27 protein-coding genes and 1 pseudogene are annotated in these 22,277 nt (G+C 71.2%); 24 read left to right on the top strand and 4 right to left on the bottom strand.

Features of this window, described 5'->3' with window-relative positions; translation table 11 throughout:
• Nucleotides 1-25 precede the first annotated feature (25 nt).
• The 19 genes from NP777_RS00905 to NP777_RS00815 all read left to right on the top strand — a co-directional run bounded on the left by NP777_RS00905 (nt 26) and on the right by NP777_RS00815 (nt 14,798).
• On the top strand, nt 26-241 hold the full coding sequence (locus NP777_RS00905; protein WP_256648033.1) for an MbtH family protein: 216 nt from the start codon (nt 26-28) through the stop codon (nt 239-241).
• Nucleotides 242-310: 69 nt separating this feature from the next.
• A complete protein-coding gene (locus tag NP777_RS00900; protein WP_256648032.1) occupies nt 311-568 on the top strand; it encodes an acyl carrier protein in 258 nt (85 codons plus the stop codon).
• A gap of 57 nt (nt 569-625) precedes the next feature.
• Nucleotides 626-1,153, top strand: coding sequence for a DUF3995 domain-containing protein (locus tag NP777_RS00895; RefSeq protein ID WP_256648031.1), 528 nt, complete (start codon nt 626-628; stop codon nt 1,151-1,153).
• On the top strand, nt 1,153-2,157 hold the full coding sequence (sbnA, locus tag NP777_RS00890) for a 2,3-diaminopropionate biosynthesis protein SbnA (RefSeq protein WP_256648030.1): 1,005 nt from the start codon (nt 1,153-1,155) through the stop codon (nt 2,155-2,157). The genes NP777_RS00895 and sbnA overlap by 1 nt, the downstream gene beginning before the upstream one ends.
• A gap of 1 nt (nt 2,158) precedes the next feature.
• Nucleotides 2,159-3,166 carry a 2,3-diaminopropionate biosynthesis protein SbnB gene (gene sbnB, locus NP777_RS00885; protein ID WP_256648029.1) on the top strand — a complete coding sequence of 336 codons (1,008 nt, stop codon included), beginning with the start codon at nt 2,159-2,161 and terminating at the stop codon, nt 3,164-3,166.
• A gap of 209 nt (nt 3,167-3,375) precedes the next feature.
• Nucleotides 3,376-4,116: a 3-oxoacyl-[acyl-carrier-protein] reductase gene (gene fabG / locus NP777_RS00880; protein WP_256648028.1), complete on the top strand. Its 741-nt coding sequence runs from the start codon at nt 3,376-3,378 to the stop codon at nt 4,114-4,116.
• Entirely contained in the window at nt 4,113-4,547 is a 435-nt protein-coding gene (locus tag NP777_RS00875) for a 3-hydroxyacyl-ACP dehydratase FabZ family protein (protein ID WP_256648027.1), read from the top strand. The genes fabG and NP777_RS00875 overlap by 4 nt, the downstream gene beginning before the upstream one ends.
• The gene (locus NP777_RS00870; RefSeq protein WP_256648026.1) at nt 4,534-5,016 is read left to right on the top strand and encodes a 3-hydroxyacyl-ACP dehydratase FabZ family protein; all 483 of its coding nucleotides are present in this window, start codon (nt 4,534-4,536) and stop codon (nt 5,014-5,016) included. Before NP777_RS00875 ends, NP777_RS00870 begins: the two co-directional genes overlap by 14 nt.
• A gap of 77 nt (nt 5,017-5,093) precedes the next feature.
• On the top strand, nt 5,094-5,351 hold the full coding sequence (locus NP777_RS00865; RefSeq protein WP_256648025.1) for an acyl carrier protein: 258 nt from the start codon (nt 5,094-5,096) through the stop codon (nt 5,349-5,351).
• Between the two features lie 5 nt (nt 5,352-5,356).
• Entirely contained in the window at nt 5,357-6,565 is a 1,209-nt protein-coding gene (locus NP777_RS00860) for a beta-ketoacyl-[acyl-carrier-protein] synthase family protein (protein WP_256648024.1), read from the top strand.
• Nucleotides 6,562-7,740: a beta-ketoacyl synthase N-terminal-like domain-containing protein gene (locus tag NP777_RS00855; protein ID WP_256648023.1), complete on the top strand. Its 1,179-nt coding sequence runs from the start codon at nt 6,562-6,564 to the stop codon at nt 7,738-7,740. Before NP777_RS00860 ends, NP777_RS00855 begins: the two co-directional genes overlap by 4 nt.
• Nucleotides 7,715-8,851 carry a beta-ketoacyl synthase N-terminal-like domain-containing protein gene (locus NP777_RS00850; protein ID WP_256648022.1) on the top strand — a complete coding sequence of 379 codons (1,137 nt, stop codon included), beginning with the start codon at nt 7,715-7,717 and terminating at the stop codon, nt 8,849-8,851. The genes NP777_RS00855 and NP777_RS00850 overlap by 26 nt, the downstream gene beginning before the upstream one ends.
• A complete protein-coding gene (locus NP777_RS00845) occupies nt 8,848-9,870 on the top strand; it encodes a beta-ketoacyl synthase N-terminal-like domain-containing protein (protein WP_256648021.1) in 1,023 nt (340 codons plus the stop codon). The genes NP777_RS00850 and NP777_RS00845 overlap by 4 nt, the downstream gene beginning before the upstream one ends.
• Before the next feature lies 1 nt (nt 9,871).
• Nucleotides 9,872-10,774: an alpha/beta fold hydrolase gene (locus tag NP777_RS00840; protein ID WP_256648020.1), complete on the top strand. Its 903-nt coding sequence runs from the start codon at nt 9,872-9,874 to the stop codon at nt 10,772-10,774.
• 2 nt (nt 10,775-10,776) lie between these two features.
• The gene (locus NP777_RS00835; RefSeq protein WP_256648019.1) at nt 10,777-11,730 is read left to right on the top strand and encodes a thioesterase family protein; all 954 of its coding nucleotides are present in this window, start codon (nt 10,777-10,779) and stop codon (nt 11,728-11,730) included.
• On the top strand, nt 11,727-12,458 hold the full coding sequence (locus tag NP777_RS00830; protein WP_256648018.1) for a DsbA family protein: 732 nt from the start codon (nt 11,727-11,729) through the stop codon (nt 12,456-12,458). The genes NP777_RS00835 and NP777_RS00830 overlap by 4 nt, the downstream gene beginning before the upstream one ends.
• 18 nt (nt 12,459-12,476) lie before the next feature.
• Nucleotides 12,477-12,953, top strand: a complete 477-nt coding sequence (locus NP777_RS00825; RefSeq protein ID WP_256648017.1) for a cobalamin B12-binding domain-containing protein — start codon at nt 12,477-12,479, stop codon at nt 12,951-12,953.
• A complete protein-coding gene (locus NP777_RS00820; RefSeq protein WP_256648016.1) occupies nt 12,950-14,275 on the top strand; it encodes a methylaspartate mutase in 1,326 nt (441 codons plus the stop codon). Before NP777_RS00825 ends, NP777_RS00820 begins: the two co-directional genes overlap by 4 nt.
• Entirely contained in the window at nt 14,229-14,798 is a 570-nt protein-coding gene (locus NP777_RS00815; RefSeq protein WP_256648015.1) for a hypothetical protein, read from the top strand. Before NP777_RS00820 ends, NP777_RS00815 begins: the two co-directional genes overlap by 47 nt.
• Nucleotides 14,799-14,882: 84 nt before the next feature.
• Here NP777_RS00815 and NP777_RS00810 read toward each other — a convergent pair.
• Nucleotides 14,883-15,182 (bottom strand): annotated as a pseudogene (locus tag NP777_RS00810) (SDR family NAD(P)-dependent oxidoreductase); the annotation flags it as partial.
• Here NP777_RS00810 and NP777_RS00805 point away from each other — a divergent pair.
• Nucleotides 15,132-15,506 (top strand): MmyB family transcriptional regulator, encoded by a 375-nt coding sequence (locus NP777_RS00805; RefSeq protein ID WP_308404987.1) that lies wholly within the window; start codon nt 15,132-15,134, stop codon nt 15,504-15,506. The pseudogene NP777_RS00810 and the gene NP777_RS00805 sit on opposite strands and share 51 nt — an antisense overlap.
• A 68-nt stretch (nt 15,507-15,574) precedes the next feature.
• On the opposite strand, the gene NP777_RS00800 is transcribed toward NP777_RS00805, so the two are convergent.
• Nucleotides 15,575-16,768: a right-handed parallel beta-helix repeat-containing protein gene (locus tag NP777_RS00800; protein WP_256648014.1), complete on the bottom strand. Its 1,194-nt coding sequence runs from the start codon at nt 16,766-16,768 to the stop codon at nt 15,575-15,577.
• 243 nt (nt 16,769-17,011) lie between these two features.
• On the opposite strand from NP777_RS00800, the gene NP777_RS00795 reads away from it, so the two are divergent.
• Nucleotides 17,012-17,806, top strand: a complete 795-nt coding sequence (locus NP777_RS00795; protein WP_256648013.1) for an SDR family NAD(P)-dependent oxidoreductase — start codon at nt 17,012-17,014, stop codon at nt 17,804-17,806.
• A gap of 224 nt (nt 17,807-18,030) precedes the next feature.
• On the opposite strand, the gene NP777_RS00790 is transcribed toward NP777_RS00795, so the two are convergent.
• Nucleotides 18,031-18,357, bottom strand: a complete 327-nt coding sequence (locus tag NP777_RS00790) for a 3-hydroxyacyl-CoA dehydrogenase NAD-binding domain-containing protein (protein ID WP_256648012.1) — start codon at nt 18,355-18,357, stop codon at nt 18,031-18,033.
• Nucleotides 18,358-18,636: 279 nt separating this feature from the next.
• On the opposite strand from NP777_RS00790, the gene NP777_RS00785 reads away from it, so the two are divergent.
• Genes NP777_RS00785 through NP777_RS00775 form a run of 3 tightly spaced genes read left to right on the top strand, consistent with a single transcriptional unit; the run spans nt 18,637 to nt 21,181 of the window.
• Nucleotides 18,637-19,278, top strand: coding sequence for a hypothetical protein (locus tag NP777_RS00785; RefSeq protein ID WP_256648011.1), 642 nt, complete (start codon nt 18,637-18,639; stop codon nt 19,276-19,278).
• Between the two features lie 5 nt (nt 19,279-19,283).
• Nucleotides 19,284-20,153, top strand: coding sequence for a helix-turn-helix transcriptional regulator (locus NP777_RS00780; protein WP_256648010.1), 870 nt, complete (start codon nt 19,284-19,286; stop codon nt 20,151-20,153).
• A gap of 44 nt (nt 20,154-20,197) precedes the next feature.
• Nucleotides 20,198-21,181, top strand: a complete 984-nt coding sequence (locus tag NP777_RS00775) for a quinone oxidoreductase family protein (RefSeq protein ID WP_256648009.1) — start codon at nt 20,198-20,200, stop codon at nt 21,179-21,181.
• Nucleotides 21,182-21,277: 96 nt separating this feature from the next.
• On the opposite strand, the gene NP777_RS00770 is transcribed toward NP777_RS00775, so the two are convergent.
• Nucleotides 21,278-22,276 carry a sugar phosphate isomerase/epimerase family protein gene (locus NP777_RS00770; protein ID WP_256648008.1) on the bottom strand — a complete coding sequence of 333 codons (999 nt, stop codon included), beginning with the start codon at nt 22,274-22,276 and terminating at the stop codon, nt 21,278-21,280.
• Between the last annotated feature and the right edge of the window lies 1 nt (nt 22,277).

Raw genomic sequence — 22,277 nt, 5'->3', positions numbered from 1 at the left:
CCCCTCCACGGAAGAGAGACGAGAGATGAGCAACCCCTTCGACGACGCGGACGCCAGGTATCTGGTGCTGGTCAACGACGAGGGCCAGCACTCCCTGTGGCCGGTCTTCGCCGAGGTCCCGGCCGGCTGGACAGGCGTCCACGGCCCCGACGGGCGCCAGGCCTGCCTGGACCACATCAACGAGAACTGGACCGACATGCGTCCCAAGAGCCTCGTCGAGGCCATGGACGCGGCCTCCTGACGGCCCACGAACCACCCCCTCGCACCAGAAGAACACCCACCCGAGAAACACACCCCGAAGGAGCACACCATGTCCGAAACGCGTGAGCAGCACCTGGACGAGCTGCGCGAGATCGTCGCCGAGGTGCTCGAGGTCGAGCCGGAGGAGATCACCGAGACCGGTTCGTTCGTGGAGGAGCACGAGGCGGACTCGCTGCGGGCGATCGAGATCCTGGCCCGGATCGAGAAGAAGTACAAGATCGACATCCCGCAGTCCGAGCTGCCCCAGATGGAGAACCTCAAGGCGGTCTACGACGTCGTGGCCGCGCAGGCCGGCTGGCAGGACTGACCCCTTCGCACACCACGGCGACGACGACGTCACGAGGGAAGAAAGCGGACCACCGACATGAATGCTCCAACAGCCCGGGACACCGGGGGCCGACAGATGGCCTGGGCCGGACACACGGCCGCGGTACTGGCCATCGCCTTCGGCCTGTTCAGCTTCTACTGGGCGGCCGGGGGCACCTTCGGCCTCGACACCCTGGGCGGCGCGATCCAGCGGATGGCGGAACGCCGGAACTCCGGCTTCATCACGGTCGTCTGGATCACCGGCGCGCTCAAGGTGGCGGGCGGTCTGTTCTCGTTGTCGCTCGTCCGGCCGTGGGGCCGCGTCGTCCCCCGCCCGCTGATGCTTCTCGCGGGCTGGGGCGGCGCGGCGCTGCTGACCGTCTACGGCGCCCTGCAGGTCGGCAGCCTGCTTCTGGTGGCGTCCGGCGTGCTCACTCCGTCCGACCCCGTCGAGTGGAAGCCGCTGCTGTGGCGCCTGTTCGTCTGGGACATGTCGTTCCTGGTGTGGGGAGTCCTGCTCTTCCTCGCCACCCGGACCTATGTCATGAACCATCCGCGGCGCCCGGAAAGGCGCGGAGGAAATTGATGTACGACAGCGCGCAGGACCTGGTCTTCGACCGTGTCTTCCTGCGGATCGATGGACTCGTCCCCGATATCAGGCTCCTGCTCAAGATCGAGGGATTCAATCCGGCCGGTTCGATCAAACTGAAGACCGCCATCGGACTCGTCGAGGACGCCGAGCGGTGGAATCTGCTCAGACCCGGCGGCCACATCATCGAATCGTCCTCGGGCAACCTGGGAGTGGCGCTCGCCTCCGTGTGCGCCGCCAGGGGCTACCGCTTCACCTGTGTCACCGACCCGAACACCTCGCCGCAGAACGCGGCCCTGATCCGGACCTTCGGGGCCCGGGTGGTGGTCGTCGACAAGAAGGACGCCAACGGCGGATATCTGCAGTCGAGGATCGACTACATCCACGACCGGCTGCGGGATGACCCCGCCCTGTTCTGGCCGAACCAGTACGCCAACGAGGCCAACCCCCGGATCCACCGGGACCGCACCGCCGCCGCCATCCTCGACGAGGTCCCCGAGGTCGACCACCTGTTCGTCGGCGCCGGCACCACCGGCACCCTGATGGGCTGCGCGGCCCACTTCCGCGAACACTCCCCGCGCACCCGGATCGTCGCGGTGGACACCGCCGGATCCGTCACCTTCGGCTACCCGCCCGGCAAGCGGCATCTCCCCGGTCTTGGCGCCAGCCGCAAGCCCGAACTGTGCGACCCCCGGCTCGTCGACGACATCGTCATCGTCCCCGAGGCCGAGGCGGTCCGCATGTGCCGCACCATCGCCAGCAGCCGGGGCATCGCCACCGGCGGCTCCACCGGCTCGGTCCTGGCGGCCGTGGTGCGCAGGGGTCCGGCGCTGCCGCCCGGATCCACCGTGGTGGCCATCGCCCCCGACACCGGGGACCGCTACCTCAACACCATCTACAACGACGCCTGGGTCGAGGAACGCTTCGGACACCAGGCCCTGATCCCGGCGGGCGCGGACGACCATCCGGACGCCGACGGCTCACTGCTTCTGAAAGGCTGACATGTTCGACTTCCACGTCGTCAGCGGCGAAACCGCCCGCCGTGTGATCGGCCGCTCCCGGTCGGAAATCGTCGACCAGGTACGGGACACCTATCTCACCCATGACCTGGGCGACTCGGTCAATCCCAACAGTTACTTCCTGCGCTTCCCCGACAAGCCGGACAGCCGCATCATCGCCCTGCCCGCCTATCTGGGCGGTGCGCACTCGGTCGCCGGCATCAAGTGGATCGCCAGCTTCCCCGGCAATATCGAGCGCTCGGTGCCGCGTGCCTCGGCGGTCCTGCTGCTCAACGACTACGAGACCGGCTATCCGTTCGCCTGCCTCGAAGCCGCCCAGATCAGCGCCGCCCGCACCGCGGCCTCCGCCGTGCTCGCCGCCGAGACGCTGCACGGATCGCGGACCGCCCGGCGGATCCTGGTCATCGGCGCGGGCATCATCGCCCGCAACATCCTGGAGTTCTTCACCGACCGCGACTGGCAGTTCGACGAGGTGCTGGTGCACGACCGGGACCCGCGCTACGCCGAATCGCTCACCGGGTACGCGTCCGGCACCCTCGGCCACCGTGCGAGCGTCGCCCCCGAGCGGGACAAGGCGATCGCGGAGGCCGATGTGGTGGTGCTCGCCACCACGGCGGGAGAGCCCTACATCACCCGGCCGGGCACCTTCGCCCCCGGCCAGATCGTCCTCAACATCTCCCTGCGGGACATCGACCCGGAGATCATCGCGGGCGCCCACAACATCCTGGACGACATCGACCACTGCCTCACGGCCAACACCTCGCCGCATCTGGCCGAGCAGAAGTTCGGCCACCGGGAGTTCATCAACGGCACCCTCGCGGATGTGATCCGCGGCCGTCGGAAGGTGGCCCCCGACCGGCCCGTCATCTTCTCGCCCTTCGGCCTCGGCGTGCTCGACCTCGCCGTCGGCGCGTTCGTGCACCGGGCCGCCCTGGAGGAGAACGAGGCCACCGCCATCGAGGGGTTCTTCGGCGAGACCACCCGCTGGTGAGCGCCACCGCCGGTGAGTGCCACCCGCTGGTGAGCGCCACCGCCGGTGAGTGCCACCCGCTGGTGAGCGCCACCGCCGGTGAGTGCCACCCGCCGGTGGGCGCCACCGCTGGTGAGCGGTCACCCGCCGGTGGGCGCCCCTCGCTCGTGCCCCGCCGTCCCGTACCACCCACTGACCCGTATCCGGACCCGACCCACGAGGTAATTCCCATGTCCACACAACGCCGTGCCCTTGTCACCGGGGGATCGCGCGGTATCGGCGCGAGCGTCGCCCTCCGCCTCGCCCAGGACGGAATGGACGTCGCGTTCTGCTACCGCAGCGAGAAGGAGCGCGCCGAGGAGACCGCCGAGCGGATCCGCGAGCTGGGCGTGCGCTGCTTCCACGCGCCCTGTGACGTCGCGGACTTCGAGGCCGTGCAGTCCTTCATCAAGGAGGCCGAGGCCGACCTCGGCCCCATCGACACCCTCGTCAACTCGGCCGGCATCGTCCGCGACAACCCCCTCGTGCTGATGCCGGTGGAGGACTGGGACGCCGTCATCGACGCCAGCCTGACCGGTGTCTTCAACTTCTGCCGGTCGATGGCGTTCGGCTTCATGAAGCGCAAGCGGGGCGTCATCGTCAACGTCTCCTCGGTGGCCGGTGTCTACGGCAACAAGGCGCAGACGAACTACTCCGCCGCCAAGGCCGGTATCAACGGCATGAGCAAGGCGCTGGCCAAGGAGCTGGCCCCCTACGGCCTGCGGGTCAATGTCGTCGCCCCCGGATTCATCGAGACCGACATGACGGCGGGCCTCACCGACAAGGTGCGCGCCCAGGCGATGGAACTCGTCCCCATGCGCCGCTTCGGCACCCCCGGGGACGTGGCCGAACTGGTGTCGTTCCTGGTGTCCGACCGGGCGGGCTACATCACCGGGCAGATCCTCCAGGTCGACGGGGGCATCGTCCTGTGAGCCGCCGGTTCGCCGCCCCGCTCACCGCGGTCGACACGGTGGACATCGCGGACGCCCCGGCCGGCGCACGGGTGGAGGCGGTCAAGCGGATCACCGGCGACGACCCGTATCTCGCCGGCCACTACCCGGACTTCACCATCTACCCGGGCGTGTTCACCCTCGAATCCGTCCACCAGGCCATCCGCCACTGGGCCACCGAACGGCACGGCCCGGGTGCGGTCGCCGAACTGGCCACCATCACCTCGATCAGCTTCGCGGCCCCGCTCCTGCCCGGGGACACCCTGCGCATCGGCTGCGATCTGACCGAACACGATGACACACCCACGGCGGTGCGGGCCAAGGTCCGCTGCCACCGCGGCGACGGCGCCCTGTCCGCCCGGATGACCCTCGAACTGCGCATCGACCGGAGGGACGGCGATGACCACGCTTGAACACGCCGACATCCGGCGCATCCTGCCGCACCGCCACCCCGTTCTGCTCGTGGACCGCGTCCTGGACCTCGAACCCGGGGTGCGCATCGTCGCCACCAAGACCGTGACCGGCAGCGAACCCTGCTACGCCGGGCTGGACGAGAACCTCCAGGGCTCCGCCTACGCCTACCCGTCCTCCCTGCTCGTCGAGTCGTTCGGCCAGACCGGCGCCGTGCTGTGGCTGTACTCGGCCGCCACGTCCGGGGAGCGGCGCGAGGGCACCCTCATCTTCGGCTCCGCCCGCGATGTGACGATCACCGGCAGCGCCTACCCCGGCGATGTGCTGCGCCACACCGTGGAGATCGACCAGCTCATCGGCGACAACGCGTTCATGCGTGGTGAGACCTGGGTGGGCGACCGCCGCATCGCCACCCTCGGCTCGGTCCTCGCCGTCGTGCGCGAGGAGCTCGCCGCCGGTACCGGCTCATGACCCTTCCGCACGCCCCCAACCCCGCCCACAGGCTTTTGCCAGCCGCCCCCGTCCCCGCCAGATTCAGGAGAAATCCCATGTCCGAAGCGCGTGAGAAGCATCTGGACGAGCTGCGCGAGATCGTCGCCGAGGTACTCGAGGTCGAGCCGGAGGAGATCACCGAGACCGGTTCGTTCGTGGAGGAGCACGAGGCGGACTCGCTGCGGGCGATCGAGATCCTGGCCCGGATCGAGAAGAAGTACAAGATCGACATCCCGCAGTCCGAGCTGCCGCGGATGGAGAACCTCAAGGCGGTCCACGACGTCGTGGCCACGCAGGCCGGCTGGCAGGACTGATCAGCATGAACCGACGGGTCGTCATCACCGGGCTCGGCCCGGTCTCCAGCATCGGCACCGGTGTCACGGCGTTCGGCCGGGCCCTGCGCGCCGGCACCAGTGGCATCTCCGCCATCTCCAGCTTCGACTCCTCCGGCTTCCCGCACTACATGGCCGGTGAGGTCCCCGACTTCGACCCCAAGGCGCTGCTGCGCACCCTCTCCACCGCCGAATGGGGCCGCACCAGCCTGTTCGCGGCGGCGGCGGCGCGGCTGGCCGTCGAGGACGCCGGAATTGACGAGAAGGTGCTCGCGGGCGCCGCCGCCGGCTCCAGCATCGGCACCACCAGCGGGGAGTCCCAGGTCATCGAGGCGCTCACCGCCGAGTGGGTGCACAGCGGACTGGCCGAGGTCACCCCCGCGTACGCGGCCCAGGTCCCGGCCTCCCGGCTGGCCGCCGCCGTCAACCAGGAACTCCGTCTCACGGGTGAGGCGGTGACCCTGTCCACCGCCTGCTCGGCCAGCAACTACGCGCTCGGCTACGCCTACGACCAGATCGTCACCGGCGACGCCGACTACATGATCGCCGGTGGCGCGGACTCGGTGTGCCGCTGGGCGCACGCCGGTTTCTACCGGCTCGGCGCGCTCACCGAGAAGGTCTGCTCACCGTTCGACAAGGACCGCTCCGGCATCCTCACCGGAGAGGGCGGGGCCGCCCTCTTCCTGGAGACCCTGGAGTCCGCCACCGAACGCGGCGCCCACATCTACGCCGAGGTGCTCGGCTACGGCCTCAACTGCGACGCCAACCACATGGTCGCCCCCGACCCGGTGAGCATCGCCGCGTGCATGCGCCGGGCCCACCACAACGCCGGTATCACCCCCGCCGACGTCGACTACATCTGCGCCCACGGCACCGGCACCCCGGCGAACGACGCCATGGAGGCCCAGGCCGTCGTCGAGGTCTTCGGCACCCGGCCCCCGCCGATCAGTTCCATCAAGTCCATGCTCGGCCACACCATGGGCGCGGCCAGCGGATTCGGCGCCATCGCCGCCGCACTCGCCCTCGACGAGGGCTTCCTGCCCCCGACCACCAACTACCGCACCCCCGACCCCGAACTGCCCGCCATCGACCCCGTGCCGAACGAGAGCCGCCCGGCACAGCCCAGGGTCGTGCAGAACAACGGCTTCGCCTTCGGCGGCAACAACGCCATCACCATCCTCGGACGGGTCGCATGAACGCCACCGCCATCAACCCGGACCCCACCAGCGGCCAGGACGTCCGGGAGCACACCCTGGCCATCACCGGCTGGGGCGTCGTCACCTCCCTGGCCATCGGGGCCGACGAGTTCACCACCGCCATCGGCGAGGGCCGCAGCGGGCTGCGCGACGTCACCGGCATGTTTGACGAGGACCTGCCCGAGGACCAGGCGTTCGCCATGCCCGACTTCTCGGTCCGGGACCACCTCGGCCGCAAGGGCACCAGCTTCTTCGACCGCAGCACCTCCCTCGGTCTGCTCGGCTGCACCCTCGCCCTCGACGACACGGACCTGACCGTCACCGACGACAACCGCGACCGGTTCGGCATCGTCCTGGGCACCACCGCCGGCAGCATCAAGGCCACCAGCGACTACAGCCGGGAAACCCTGGAGGGCGACCGGCCGTTCCTGGTCAACCCGGTGCTGTTCCCCAATACCGTGATGAACTGCGCGGCCGGCCAGTCCGCGATCTGGCTGGGGCTCAAGGGCGTCAACGCCACCGTCGCCGGCGGCCGGCTCGCCGGGCTGAGCGCCCTGCGCTACGCCCGCAACCAGATCCGGCGCGGCTACGCGGACGCCCTGCTCGTCGGCTCCGTCGAGGAGTTCAGCCCGCACACCGCCTGGTTCAGCCACCGCCAGCACGCCGCCGAGGAGGGCCGGGTCAAGGTCGGCGAGGGCTCCGCCGTCTTCGTGGTGGAGAACGCCGAGGCGGTACGCGCCCAGGGACGCACCCCCGACGCCGAGATCCTGGCCGTCGAGGTCGGCACCTACGGCGCCCCGGGCCGGGAGCCCGACGCCGGAGCCGGGCTCGCCGACTGCGTCGGCCGCGCCCTGCGCCGCGCCGGGGTGGAGCCGTCCCAGGTGCGGGCGGTCGCCACCGGCGAGAGCGGAATCGCCCGCCTGGACGACATCGAGCGCCGTGGCATCGAGGCCGCGCTCGGCGCCGGGGTGTGGCGGGTGCGGGCCAAGGAGTGGGTCGGCGAGTGCCAGAGCGCCTCCGGTTCGCTGCAGCTGGCCGCCCTGCTGGCCGGCCACCGCGGCCACCCGGAGCTGGACGGCGCGGTGTCCGTGGTCACCTCGGTCTCTCCGGACGGCGGTGTCGGCGCGGCCGTACTGAGGGGGTGGCACCGTGCACGTGGCGATCACCGGAGCTGATCTGCTCACCTGCCACGGCGGCACCGACACCACCTTCGCCGCCCTGGCCAAGGGCGTCGACGGCAGCCAGGACCTGCGGTTCTACGACACCGGCCGCATCAACGTCACCCGTGGCTATCACGTCGACGACACCGCCGACGCCGAGCCCGAACCGCCGCTGCGGGCCGGGCGCTGGCTCGCCCGCTGCGTTCTCGGCGCGGTCCGCCAGGCCGGGGTGAACCCGGCCGTCGAGCGGGTGTCCGTCATCGTCGGCACCGGACTGCGCGAGCTGCGGGCCATGGAGCGCTGGGCCGTGGACGGGGTCCCGGTGCGCCGCCGGAATCTGCACTTCACCACCGCGGTCCGGGAGGTGCTGCCCGAGGTCACCGAGGTGATCACGGTGTCCAACGCCTGCTCCGCGTCCGGCCACGCCCTCGCGCTCGCCCAGGACCTGCTCGCGGCGGGCGAGGCCGACGCGGTCGTGGCGGCGGGCTGCGACGCGATGAGCGAATCCATGCTCACCATGATCGGCCGGGTGGCCGACGCCCCCACACCCGCGCTCCGGCCCTTCCAGGAGGGCCGCGCCGGAGTCCTGCTGGGCGAGGGCGCGGTCGCGGTGGTCCTGCGGCGGGCCGCCGACGCCGGGTCCGGCGCGCTCGCCACCGTCCTCGCCACCGGGCTCTCCTGCGACGCCCACCACGAGACCGCCCCGGACGTGGGCGGCATCGTCGCGGCCATGCGGGACGCCCACCGCCGTGCCGAGGTCACCCCGCACGACATCGGCCTGGTCCTCGCCCATGGCACCGGCACCGCGCTCAACGACCCGACCGAGGCCGCCGCCCTGGACACGGTCTTCGCCGGTGCCGCGCCGGGCCCGCTGGTGACCGGCATCAAGGGCGCCATCGGCCACACCTCCGGCAGCGCGGCGCTGATGAGCCTGCTCGTCGCCGCCTGGGCGATGCGCTCCGGGTCGGTGCCCGCCACGGCGGGGCTCGCCGAGCCGATCGAGGCGGCCGCCGGACTGCGGCTGGTCATCGGTGAACCCGCGCCCTGCGCTGCCCGGGTGGCCCAGGTCAACGCCTTCGGATTCGGCGGAGTCAACGCCGTCAGCGTGATCAGGGTGGAGCGATGACCATGAACCCCGACGGTGTGACCGTCACCGCGCACGCCCTCCATGTGCCCGACCCGATCGGTGGCTCCGTGGCGACCGCGGCGCGGGACCTCTTCGCCTCCGTGGCCCCGGAACCGGCCTGCGGCCCGGACCAGGCGCACACCGTACTGGGCCGCAAGGGGCTGCTGTTCAAGGAGGACGCGACCCGGCTGGCGCTGTGCGCGGTCCACCGCGCCTTCGGACTGCCCCCGGGCAAGCTCACCGAACCGCTCCCCGGAGCGGAGCACACCGCCGTCGTCGTCAGCTCCAACGTCGGCAACGCGCGGACCGTCCGCGACATCGTGACCGGGATGCGGGCCGGCTCCGCCCACGACGTCTCCCCGCTGAACGGCCCCAACGCCTCCAGCAACGTGATCGCCAGTACCCTCGCCATCCGCTACGGCTTCACCGGGCCCAATCTGATGGTGTGCTCCGGCGCCACCTCCGGCCTGGACGCCATCCGGCTGGGCGTCCTGCTGCTGCGCGGCGAGCGCGCCCGCCGGGTCGTGGTGGTCGGGGTCGAACCCGATGACGAGGTGGCCGGCGGGCTGGCCGCCCTCCGCCCGGCCGCGCCCGGCACCACGGTGCCGGTCCCGCTCCGGGCGGCCGCCGCCTGCGTCGTACTGGAGCCCGGCGGGGCCGGACCGCGCCTGGGGAACGTACGCCGCCACACCCGGCCGGACGACATCGCCGACGACCTCAGAGCCTGTGTCACATCCCCGGCCGGGGATGTGACACAGGCTCTCACGCCGCCCGCCGCGCTCCGGCTCACCGCCCCCGGGGCGCCGGGGGCCGGTGGCGGCATCGACCTCACCCCGCATCTGGGGGAGGTCTACGGAGCGCTCGGCGTGGTCCAACTGGCCGTCGCCGCCGCCTGGTTGGGCTCCGGTCAGCCGTCCGGACCGGGCGGGGCGCTGATCACCTGCGGCGACGGCGAGGACGGCTACGCCTCGGTGCGGCTCGACCCGGCGGACGTCCCCGCCCCCGCGGGAGGAGGCTGACATGGCGGAGCCGAACGGGGCGCGCCCGGAACCCGTGCCCGACCGGTGGACAGCGGTGGCCGAGGCCCGCGGGGCGGGGGAGCGGCTGGCCGTACTGGGGATGCCGTCCCCGGCACGGCATCCCGGCCCTCCCGTGGCGGCCCTGGTGCACGGTCTCGAAGGCGGATGGGCCGGATGGCGGCCGCTGGCCGGAGAGCTGGCGGGCCGCTGCCGGACCTACGCCCTCGACCTGCCGTGGCGCGCGGGCAACCGCTACCGCTGGCGGCACCACGGCACCCCCGCGCACTGGCTGCGCGAGGCGCTCGACCTGGTGCCCGAGCCCGTCGACATCCTGATCGGCCACTCCTTCGGCGCCAACGCCGTCCTGGAACACCTGGCCGACCGGGACGGCGCGCCCCAGCCGCGCGCCGCGGTGCTCCTCGCCCCGTTCTTCCGCCCCGACACCCTCCGGGTGGACTGGCCCCTGCACGACGCGGCGCTGGCCGGCTTCCGGCAGATCATCGCCGACGGCGTACGCGTCGGACTGGGCAGCCGGGCCGGGGACCTGGACCCCGAGGTGCTCTCCGCCATGGCCGACACCACGGTCGAGCGGATCGGCCCGGTCGGATTCCTCAGCCTGTTCCTGCAGTTCACCGGCACCACCGAACTGGACCTGGGCTCCGTCACCGTGCCCACCCTCGTCCTGGCCGGGCACGGCGACGCCTCGTTGTCCGAGGACCGCGCGGCGGCCCTGGCCGCGGCCATGCCCGCGGCGACCGTCCGCAGACGCCCCGGCTACACCCACTTCTGCCACGCGGAGCAGCCCGGGGACGTCGGCGCGGACATCGCCGGCTTCCTGGACGACCGCACCGCCCTCCCGGCGACCACCCCGCTCGCCACGACCCTTCTCACCACAAAGGAATGACCATGACGGAGCTGCTGGACGGCACCCTCACCACCCCCGTGGGCAGGCCCCGCTACGAGGGCGCCAACATCCGCACCTGGATCGGCTTCAAGCACTTCATGTATCTGACGGAGGAGGCGGTCCTCCAGTACTTCCGCGAGCGCGGGGTGGGCGCGGAGACGCTGTACCACACCTACGGCCTCGGCCTGGAGATCGTCGACCACTCGGTCAGCCTGCCCGCCACGCTCGGCATCGACGACGAGGTGACCGCCATCGTGGAGCCGGGCAAGCCCAAGCCCGGCCACGGCGCCCCGTTCAAGGTCCGGCTGACCGTCGAGCGGGACGGCGCGACCGTCACCGTCCTCACCGGCAAGATCCGGGTCGCCCTGGTCACGCTGCAGGACGCCCCGGCCGGCATCCAGCCCGTCCCCGCCCACCTGGAGCCCTACACCGTCCCCGAGGTGGCCGCCCTCGCCGACGCCGCGGACCACGAACCCCGGGCCGTCGCCGAGAGCGACCTGCCCGCCGTCCTCACCCCGCCCGGCTCCAACGCGTTCCTGTGGTCCTGGCGGATCCCGTACTTCTACTGCCACTTCTCCGACCGGCTCCAGCACTCCGGCTACGTCCGGGCCATGGAGGAGGTCGTGGACCGCTTCCTGGAGGACCGCGGCATCTCCATCCGCACCATGCTCGTGGAGCGCGGCTGGATCCCCGTGGTGTCCCGGGCCCGGGTGCGCATGCTCGCCGACGCCCTCATGGAGGAGACCCTGCACACCGTGTTCACCGTCCAGGAGATCGTCAAGGACGTGATGTACACCGCCACCTTCGACACCTACGTCCACCGCGACGGCCGGCTGGTGTACACCGCCACCGGGACCATCATGCACGGCTACGCCGTCAGCCGCGGCGAACTGGCGGGCACCCTCGCCGAGTTCGACGACACCACCCGCGCCGCGCTGCTGGGGGACGCCCGATGAAGCGACCGCCCCGCCTGTACTTCAACCTGCGCTCCCCGTTCAGCTGGATGGGGCTCAAGCGGCTAGAGGCGCGCTTCCCGCAAGCCCCCGAGGTCATCGAGTACTACCCGTACTGGGATCCGGACGAGAAGACCCGGGCCGCGCTGGAGGAGCGCGACTCCGGCTTCCACTACACCCAGATGAGCAAGGCCAAGCACCTCTACATCCTCCAGGACACCAAGCGGCTCTCCACCCGCTTCGGATACACCATGTCCTGGCCGGTGGACATCGACCCGTGGTGGGAGGTACCGCATCTGGCCTGGCTGAAGGCGCGCCACCTCGGCCGTGAGCGCGAGTTCTACGCGGCGGTGACCGCGGCGCGCTGGGAGCGCGGCGAGAACATCTGCGACGCCGGGGTGCTGCACAGGGTGGCCGAGGCGGCCGGGTTCGACGGCGACGAGATGGTGGCCGCCGTCCACGACCCCGCGCTGCGCGCCGAAGGGGTGGACGCCCTCGCCGCCGCCTACGACGACGATGTGTTCGGCATCCCGTACTTCAAGGCCGGACGCCACCGCTTCTGGGGCCTGGACCGGGTCGACGACTTCCTCGACGAGCTGATCCCGGCCCTGCGGAAGGCCGGGGTGGACGTGGCCGAGCCGGTGGCCGTACCCGCGGACGACCAGGTGCCGGCCGCACTGCTGGACCGGGTCGGCGCCTACGACTCCGACTCCGCCGGCGGCTGCGGCTGAGGCCAGGAGAGAGATCCCATGCTCATGAACCCCGTCAACGCGGCCGTCGCCCCGCGCGGCCGCACCGTACTGCTCAGCAGCGTGTCCTCGGACTCCCACACCTGGAACCTCGTCTTCCTCCAGCTGCTGCTGGAGGAGATGGGCCACCGCGTCATCAACCTCGGCGCGTGTGTGGCGGACGAACTGCTGGTCCAGGAATGCTCCGCGATCCGTCCCGACCTGGTGGTGATCAGTACGGTCAACGGTCATGGGCAGGCGGACGGACTCCGGCTGATCGGCAAGCTCCGGGCCGACCCGGAGACCCGGGACACCCCGGTGGTGATCGGCGGAAAGCTGGGCATCACCGGGGGCGCCCCGGAGGGCATGGCGCGCCGGCTGGTCGAGGCCGGGTTCAGCGCCGTGTTCCAGGACGACGCCGATCCGGCCGCCCTCGGCCGGTTCCTGGCCGCCCTGGAGGACCGCGCCGAGCCCCGCCGTGAGGTTGCCGCCCCATGAGCTCCACCGGCTCCTTCGCCGGGCTCGCCGGGCGCTCCGCGGGCCTGCTCGTCCAGCCCCGGATGGGGTTCAGCGACCCGGCGCGGATGCGCGCGGGCCTGGACGCCGTCCGGCGGGCGGGCGCGGCCACCGTCGGGACCCTCACCCTCGACAGCTACACCCGGGTGAAGGACTACGACTCGGCGGGACGCGCCCTCGCGGACGCCCTCCCGCTCAACGGCTATCCGCTCGTCACCCACGGCCCGGACACCACCCGTGCCGTGCTCGACGGCATCCAGGGGCCCGACTTCCCGGTCCAGGTCAGACATGGCTCCGCGCTGCCGGACGACATCATCGCCGCCCTCGTCGCGGCCGGTCTGGACGCCACCGAGGGCGGGCCCGTCTCGTACTGCCTGCCCTACAGCCGGGTCCCGCTGCGGGAGGCCACCGCCGGCTGGGCACGCTCCTGCGAGCGGTTCGCGGAGCTGCGGGACCGGGGCGTCGAACCCCATCTGGAGAGCTTCGGCGGGTGCATGATGGGCCAGCTGTGCCCGCCCGGACTGCTCATCGCCATCACCGTGCTCGAAGGGCTCTTCTTCCACCGGCACGGGCTGCGCAGCATCTCGCTCAGCTACGCCCAGCAGACCGACGCCCGGCAGGACGAGGAGGCGGTGGCCGCGCTGCGGTCGCTGGCCACCGCGTTCCTGCCGGACGACACCGACTGGCACATCGTGGTGTACGCGTACATGGGCAAGTACCCGCGTACCCACGGCGGGGCCCTCCTGGTGCTGCGCGCGGCCGCCGGACTCGCCGTCCGCACGGGCGCCACCCGGCTCATCGTCAAGACACCGGCCGAGTCGTACCGCATCCCCACCATCGAGGAGAACGTCGAGGCGCTGGAGTTCGCCGGCGCCGCCGCGGCGGCCGAGGCCACCCGGACACCCCCGGACCCGGCTCCGCCCCCGGACACCGGGATCGCCGCCGAGGCCCGGCAGCTCATCGAGGCCGTGCTCGACCTCCACCCGGACGTCGGACAGGCCCTGGTGCGCGCCTTCGCCAAGGGCTATCTCGACGTGCCGTACTGCCTGCACGCCGACAACCACGGACGCTCCCGCGGCTACATCGACGAGGCGGGGCGGCTGCGCTGGGCATCCGTCGGCTCGATGCCCATCCGGGGCATCACCGGCGGGACACGCGAACAGGCCGTCGGCAGCTCGGAGTTGCTGTCGGCGCTGTCGTACGTGGAACGCACACACGATCTACTGGCCCTGCGGAGCCAGGACACGAGGACAAGCGATGCGCTGGACGCTGGAACGACTGCTGCCGACCTTCGACAAGCGTGAACACCACAGTCGCCGGATCGACGCCCCGCCGGAGCGGGTCTGGCATGAACTCAATGACCTGAGAGTCGGCGAACTCGCCGTGACCCTCGGCCTGATGCGGGTGCGCGGCGGCCCCAAGACCTGGGTCAAGGGTGTCGACACCGGCGCCCACCAGGGCATGGACCTGCGGGTCCTGGAGTCGATGGCACCCCGGGAGATGGCCGCCGACCCGCCCCATGAGGTGGTGCTCGGCGACATCGCGCGCTACACCGCGCTGCGACCCGCGCGCCCGGACGTCGAACGCGGCGACCCGGAGGCGTTCGCACACTTCGACGAGGCGGGCTGGTCCAAGGTGGTGATGAACTTCCGCCTCACCCCCGAGGGCGACGGCACCCTGCTGTCCACCGAGACCCGGGTCCTGAACACCGATCCCGCCACCCGACGCGCCTTCGCCCTGTACTGGGGCCTCATGCGCGCGGGCAGCGGCATGATCCGGATCGATCTCCTGCGGGCCATCGCGAAGAAGGTGGCCGCCGACGGCTAGGGCCTGTCCGGGGTGGGCGGATCACCGCGCGTCCCGGCCACGTCATGGCAGAGCCTCGACGACGCCGATCCGGCACGGCCGGGGTCAGGACCAGGCGATCTCGCCATGGCGGGAGACGAGGCGTCCGCTGCCGGCGCCGGCCCCCTCGGTGGCGAGGGCGACGATCGCGTCCGTGCCCTCGGTGACCGTCTGGGGGCCGCTGTGACCGTTGAGGTCGGTCGCGGTGTAGCCGGGGTCGGCGGCGTTGACGCGGATGCCCTCGAGTCCCTTGGCGTACTGCGTGGTCAGCATCGTCAGCGCCGCCTTCGAGGAGGTGTACAGCGGCGCGACGACGTGCGACTCGGGCCGACCGGGGTCGTGGGTGAGGGCGAGGGAGCCCATCCCGACGCCGCCGTCGTCTCCGACCTGCGCCGGGCCACCGGCCGCTTCCCCCGGGACACCCGCCTGGCCACGCTGATCCGTGAACTGAACGCGGGTAACGAGAGGTTCGCCGGGCTATGGGCGGCCGGGGAGGTGGCCGCGCACCGCGAGGACCACAAGACGATCGACCACCCGTCGGTGGGCCCGGTCACGGTGGACTGCGACGTTCTGACCGACGGTGACTCCGAGCTCAAGGTCGTCATCATGACCGCCGTGCCCGGCAGCGAGGATGAGACCAAGCTCCAGCTCACCACCGTCGTCGGCGCACCGGCCACCACGCGCGACTGATCCGACCCGCGCGTCGGTCGACCGGCCGCGTATGCGCAACCACCCATGGTCATGACTCGTTACGCGCCCTAGCCGCCGAAGGACACACGGAGGCTGCCGTCCGCGGCGAAGGACCACTTCAGCGCGCCGGTGTAGGACGAGCACCGGGATCCGTTCGTCCCGGACCAGAACTGGTTCGAACTGTCGGCGTCACCGATGGTGCGGTCCTTCGTCCCGCTGCTGCCGCCGCGGCACGACACATTGTCCCGGAACACCGAAGTGCCGCCGTCGAAGGAGAAGTTGCGCTGTCCGTTGTCGATGCCGACGTTGCCCGACACCGACATATGGCCGGGGTTGCTGTTGTAGGTGAACCCGTGCTTGCCGTTGTGGTAGGCGACGCTCCGCCGGATGATGTGGTCGACGGCGATGTCCGAGCCGCCGAGCTTGTAGCCGTTGCGGTCGCCGTTGGAGTTCTGGGTGCCGTCCGAGAGGGTGCCGTTGCCGTAGGCGAGGGAGTCCTCGATGGTCACCGGGCCGATGGGGCCGGTGTCCTTCTTGGTGTAGAGGTCCCAGCCGTCGTCGATGTTGTTGTGGGACACGTCGTAGCGGAACACGTTCCCGGAGCCGACCGTGAGCTTCGCGGCGAATCCATCGGCGTCCTCGCCGTCGGAGTCGGCGTTGTCATGCGACTCCGAACTCACGACCAGGTTGTTCGACGGCCATTGGTCGTGGGGGGTGCTGGAGGCGATGCGGGAGATCTGGAGCCCGGTGTCACGGTTGAAGCGGGTCACCGTGCGCTCGATGACGTTGTCGCTGCCACCGACGGAGATTCCGTTGTCACCGGCGCGTTCGACGGTGATGCCGGAGATGCGCCAGAACGACCCGTTGAGGGCGAGCCCGCGGTTCGCCGGATCCTCGCTCATGGCCGAGAAGTTCAGCACCGGGGTCTCACCGGGGTAGGCGACCATCTCCTTGCGGGCGCTCGACGTGCCGTTGTTGCCCGGTGCGATGGTGATCGTCTGCGAGAGGTTGTAGGCCCCGCCGCGCACGTAGATCGTGCCTCCCGGGGTGATGCGGGTGATCGCCGAGGCGAGTGTGGTCGGAGAGGACTCCGTCCCGGGGGCGTCGGCGGTGCCCTTCGGCGCCACGAACAAGTCGTCGGCGGCGAGGGCCGCGGACTGTGCCCGCGAGACCGGCGGATGGATGGCGAGCAGACCCGCCGACGCGACCAGGACCGACGCCGCGGCGACGAGGGCGCGAGGGAATGTCCGAGAGTGCTTCATGGCGCTGAGACCTCCTGATGTGGGGGAGCCGCCGTCGGGACGGCAGACAGCACATGAGAGCGATTGCTGGCCGTCTCCCATCTTCAGAGCCCAGAAATGAAGGGCATTGATGGGTGACGAAGCAGCATGCGAGTCGGAAAATTAGCAAGCGCTTGCAGTGGCGTCAATGACTCTCACCAAGGCGGCGCGGGCGGGCGTCGGAGATCGGCGCCGCTGTCACAGGCATGGTCTAGCGTGCGAGACATGGACCTGGAGCTTGCGGGACGAAGGGCGATGGTGACGGGGAGCAGCGGGGGTATCGGCGCCGCCGTGGCCCGGCGGCTGGTCGACGAGGGGTGCGCCGTGCTGGTGCACGGTCGCGACCCCGCGCGTGTCGGCGAGGTCGCGGAGCGGCTGCGTGCCGTCGGCGGGGTGGTGGACGTCGTGCTGGGGGACCTTGCCGATGAGGCTGCCGCCGAGACGGTGGCCGAGCGGGCCCGGGAGTGGGGGGTGGAGATATTGGTCAACAACGCCGGCCCGTTCGCCGAGCATGACTGGGACACCGCGGAGCCGGCGCTGTGGCTGGACGCGATGAACGGGAACGTCGTGTCCGCGGTGCGGATGATCCGGGCCCTGGTGCCTCGGATGCGCGAGCGCGGATGGGGACGGGTGATCAATGTGGGCAGCCGGGCCGCGACGACTCCGTTGCCGAACATGGTCGAGTATTCGGCGGCGAAGGCGGCGGTGGTCAACATGACGACCAGCCTGGCGCGGCATCTGGCCGGATCCGGCATCACCGCGAACACGGTGAGCCCCGGTGTCATCGTCACGGACGGCATGCGGCGGATGTTCGAGGACGGAGCGGCCGCACGAGGCTGGCCGGAGCAATGGACGGAGCTGGAACCGCTGGTGGTGGCCGAGTACGCCCCGAACCCGACGGGCAGGCTCGGCACCGCGGCGGATATCTCGGCCGCGGTCGCGTTTCTCGCCGGTCCGCCGGCCGGCTACATCAACGGAGTCAATCTGCGCGTCGACGGGGGCATCGCGTTGGTGCCGTAGTGAGCAACCTGGCCCGAACGGTGTGACCGCCGAGTATTCCCGGTGCCGTTCTGCAAAGACCGTCCTTTTCGCCGGCGCCAACGCCGGGGGATTTCGGTGATGGTTCCGAATATCCTGCCGCCCCCGCCCAGCTGTCTGAGAGGGACTCCACGGTCATGAACACCACCTCCCGTATCGCGATCATCGGCGGAGGCCCGGGGCGGCCTCACCCTCGCGCGCATTCTTCAGGCCAACGGCATCGAGGCGGTCGTGTACGAGCGCGAGCCCGCCGATGCCGCGTGCGGCCAGGGCGGCGCCATCGTGGTTCCGGGGGCGACCACACCGGAGACCTCCGCCGGCATCCGCGCCTTGAGCGAGGAGTCCGCGGTGATCGCCTCGATCACCGCGATGGCATCCGCCGCGGCCTCGCCGGACGGCGTCGTCGTCAGCGTTCCGGTCGCCCGGGAGCCCGGGAAAGCGCCCATGAACCGTCCGTGCCGCAGCTGCTGCGCGATTTCCGCCTCGGCGGCGCGCAACACGTCGTCCGAGACGTCGACGAGGATGACGTCCACCCCCACGGCCCAGTGCCGGTGCGGTGATGCTGCGCCCCATGACCCCAGCGCCGAAAACGGCGATCGTGTCCGAGCGCGGATTGGCCGTCACGCTGCCTCCGTGATTCGTCCCATTCGGTGTGCCATGACGCTAGTCGGCTGATCGAACACCCCGGAAGGCAACTGGTATCGATCAAGGGCATCGGCGCCAGGGATACCGGACCTATAGGGCAAACCACCCAGCACGCGCATACCGGGCCCCGCGGAGCCCACCTGGGAGGCTCCTCTAGGATCTGCGGCATGGCGAAGCGCGCGGTCCATCGGCGAGCCCGGAAGATATTGGGTGAGGAGCCCGTGGCCCTGGTCTGGTGCGAGATCCACAAGCCCATTCCCACGCCACCCAAGGAGGTGCACCGCGCCGCGGGCAGGGGACGGCTGAAGCCGGGTCACCACTGGCTGCTGTACGTCGGCGCCGTGGTGTTCTTCTTCGTCGTCGTCCCGGTGATGCTGCTCGACAAGCTGGGTACCGGCCGACGTGACCGGCCGAACGCCCGCCCCTCCGGCTCCGGCCGAGGCCGCGGCCGCGACCGCGGGCAGGAACCGGCGAACCGCGTCTTCGACGGTGACTGGGGCCTGACGGCGGGCCGGCTGCTGCTGCACTGGTACGGGCCCTCACCCAACCCCAAACGCCTGGTCATGCTGGCCCGCGAGCGCGTCTGTATCGCCACCTCCCCTCGCCGCCGGCTGTCGCCCACCAAGGCCGACGACTTCCGGATCGTCGCGGAGTTCCCCCTCGATCAGGCCCGCGCCGAAGGCGAGGCGGGCCAGCCGCGCGGATTCGCCACGTTCCGGCTCCGCTTCGCCGACGGCTCCTGGCTGGAAGTGGGACGGCTGGGCGAACCCGAGGACGTGGACCACTTCCTTCGCACCATCAACGGCTGACCGTCATGGCCACCCCTCGAGCGCCCCTGTCCCGCGACGACCGGCGCACCGAGCTGCGGGAGTTCCTGCGCAGCCGCCGAGCCCGGGTCTCGCCGGCCGATGTCGGCATGCCGGACGGTGGCCGGCGGCGCACCCCGGGTCTGCGGCGCGAGGAGGTCGCGGTGCTGGCAGGCGTCGGAGTGTCCTGGTACACGTGGCTGGAGCAAGGGCGCGACATCAAGGTGTCCGAGCAGGTGCTCGACGCGATCGCCCGAGCGCTGCTGCTGGGCTCCGCCGAGCGTGCCCACCTGTACCGCCTGGCCGGACTCAATCCGCCGCAGACCCCCTCCGCGCCCTCGGCGGCACCCTCACCAGAGGTGCGGCGGTTGCTGGACGCCTGGTCACCGCGGCCCGGCTATGTTCGCGACCGCCACTGGAATTTCACCGCCGTCAACGAAGCGGCACGCGTGGTGTTCGGCTACGGCGAAAGCGACCACAACTGCCTGGTCTCCTTCTTCACCAACGCCCGCTACCGGGTGCGGCACCGGGGCTGGGCCGAGACCGCCACCGATGTGGCCGCCGCCTTCCGGGCCGACGCGGCGCGCTACCCGGACGATCCGGAGTTCGGCCGCATCGCCGCCGATCTGGCCGCGGTCAGCCCCGAATTCGCCGAGCTGTGGGCGCGCCACGATGTGGCCGAGCACACCAGCGCGGTGAAGGCCGTCGATCACCCCGACGCCGGGACGATGATCTTCGATGCCACCCTGCTGCCGCTGCCCGAGCACCCCGGGCACCATCTGATCCTGCACAACCCGCGTCCCGGCACCGGCACCCAGCGGCGGCTGGAGACATTGCTGCGGCAGCACAGCAGCCTGGTGGTGCCACACCCAGGATGAGTGGACACTGCCCGCGTTGCCGCCGTGCCCGCAGGATCGTGGACATGAGCGACAGCAGCAGGCAGATGAAGGCAGTGACCATCCCCGAGTTCGGCGACGCCGAGGTGCTCCGCGTCGCCACCGTTCCCGTCCCCGAACCCGGGCCCGGCCAGGTCGCCATCGACGTGGCGTACGCGGGCGCCAACTTCGCCGAGGTCCTCTACCGGCGCGGCGTGGTCGACGTGCCGCTGCCCTTTGTGCCCGGAATCGAGGTGTCGGGGCGGATCCGGGCCGTCGGCGAGGGCGTCGAGGACCTGGCCGTCGGGCAGCCGGTGGCCGCGCTCTCGATCGTCGACGGCGGTGGTTACGCGGAGGTGGTGGTCAACTCGGCGGACCTGGTCGTGCCGCTGGACGGCCTCGGTATCGGGATGGACGTCGCCGCGGCACTGCCCTCCAACAGCACTACCGCCTTCCTCGTGCTCGACCGGGTGGCCCGGATCGAGCCCGGAGAACGCGTTCTGATCCATGCGGCGGCGGGCGGCGTGGGAAGCCAACTCGGCCAGGCCGCCCGTCTGCTGGGCGCGGGCCACGTGGTCGGCACCGTCGGCAGTGCGGCCAAGATCGAGACCGCCAAGCACTTCGGCTACCACGAGGTGATCACGCGGGACCGGATCGCCGACGCCGGTGAGTTCGACGTCGTGGTCGACATGGTCGGCGGCCCGGCCCGCCGTGCGGGGCTGGACCGGCTGGCCCCGATGGGGCGCCTGGTGGTGATGGGCAACGCCTCCGGCGCCGAGGACATCGGTATCCCGGCCAATGAACTGTGGTTCACCAACAGGACGGTCTCCGGCTTCAACCTGGCCGCCTTCTCCGCCGCCTTCCCCGGGGAGACACGCCGGGCGCTGGGCCGCGCGGTGGCGGCCGCGGCGGCGGGAGATCTGCGGACCCGGGTCGAAACCCTGCCGCTCGAGCAGGCCGCCGAGGCCCACCGCCGCATCGAATCGGGCACGACCACGGGCAAGCTGGTGCTCGAGGTCGCGGCGCTGTGACCCAGTCGCGTCTCGGGGAGAGAGCGAGGAGGCGGGTGATACGAGCGGCCCCGCTTCCGCCGGCCGGCGGAAGCGGGGACCACGGGTGCGGGTGGATCAGAGGGCTTCCGCGGCGCTACGGAGGTTCTTGGCGGCCAGGGCCAGACCCTCGGTCTGGGAGTAGGCGGCGTCCTCGTGTTCGATGTTGACGGCCATGTCGGGGTTCACCTCGGCGAGGGCGCGCAGGAACTCCGTCCAGAAGGGGACGTCGTTGCCGAGGCCGACGGCGACGAACTTCCACGCCGGGTTCTCGGGCCAGGCGTTGCACCAGAAGCCGTAGCCGGTGGGGACCTTCCCGGGGGCGTCGGCCGGGACACGGGCGAAGGACGTGTCCAGGACGCCGCGGATGTCGGCACCGGGGCAGAGCGTGGCGTCCTTCGCGGCGGCGTGGAACACCAGCGGGCCGAGCCACTTGATGGAGGCGACGATGTCCATGCCCTGCCACATCAGATGGGAGGGGTCCATCTCGGCGCCGACGTTGGTCGCGCCGGTCTCGTCGACGAGCCGCTTCAGGGTGACCGGGGAGAAGACGACGTTGTGCGGGTGCATCTCGATGGCCACCCGGACGTCGTTCTCCCGGGCGAGCGCGTCGATCTCCTTCCAGAACTCGACGGCCACGCCCCACTGGTAGTCCAGGACGTCCATGTAGACGCCGTCCCAGGGGTTGACGACCCAGGAGGGGTACTTGGCGTCGGGGTCGGAGCCCGGGGTGCCGGACATGGTGACCACGTGCTTGACGCCGAGCAGGCCCGCGAGGCGGATGGTGCGGCGCAGGTCGTCGGCGTGTTTCGGGCCGACACCGGGGAGGGGGTTGAGCGGATTGCCGTTGCAGTTGAGGCCGGTCAGTTCCATCCCCCGGTCGGCGAAGGCCGCCAGGTACTCCTCGCGTGCGGTGGCCGAGGACAGCAGCAGGTCGACCGGGCAGTGCGGGGCGGGGATGAAACCTCCGGTGTTGACCTCGACCGAGGTCAGACCGTTCTCCTTCAGGATGTCCAGGGCCTCGGAGAGGGTGCGGTCGTGCAGACAGGCGATGTAGGCGCCGAGCTTGAGGGTCATG

Origin of the sequence: Streptomyces rugosispiralis (genome assembly GCF_024505145.1) — a bacterium.
Classification (GTDB): Bacteria; Actinomycetota; Actinomycetes; order Streptomycetales; family Streptomycetaceae; genus Streptomyces; species Streptomyces rugosispiralis.
The sequence above is the reverse complement of the archived record's forward strand: the minus strand, read 5'-3'. Positions and strand labels throughout refer to the sequence as shown.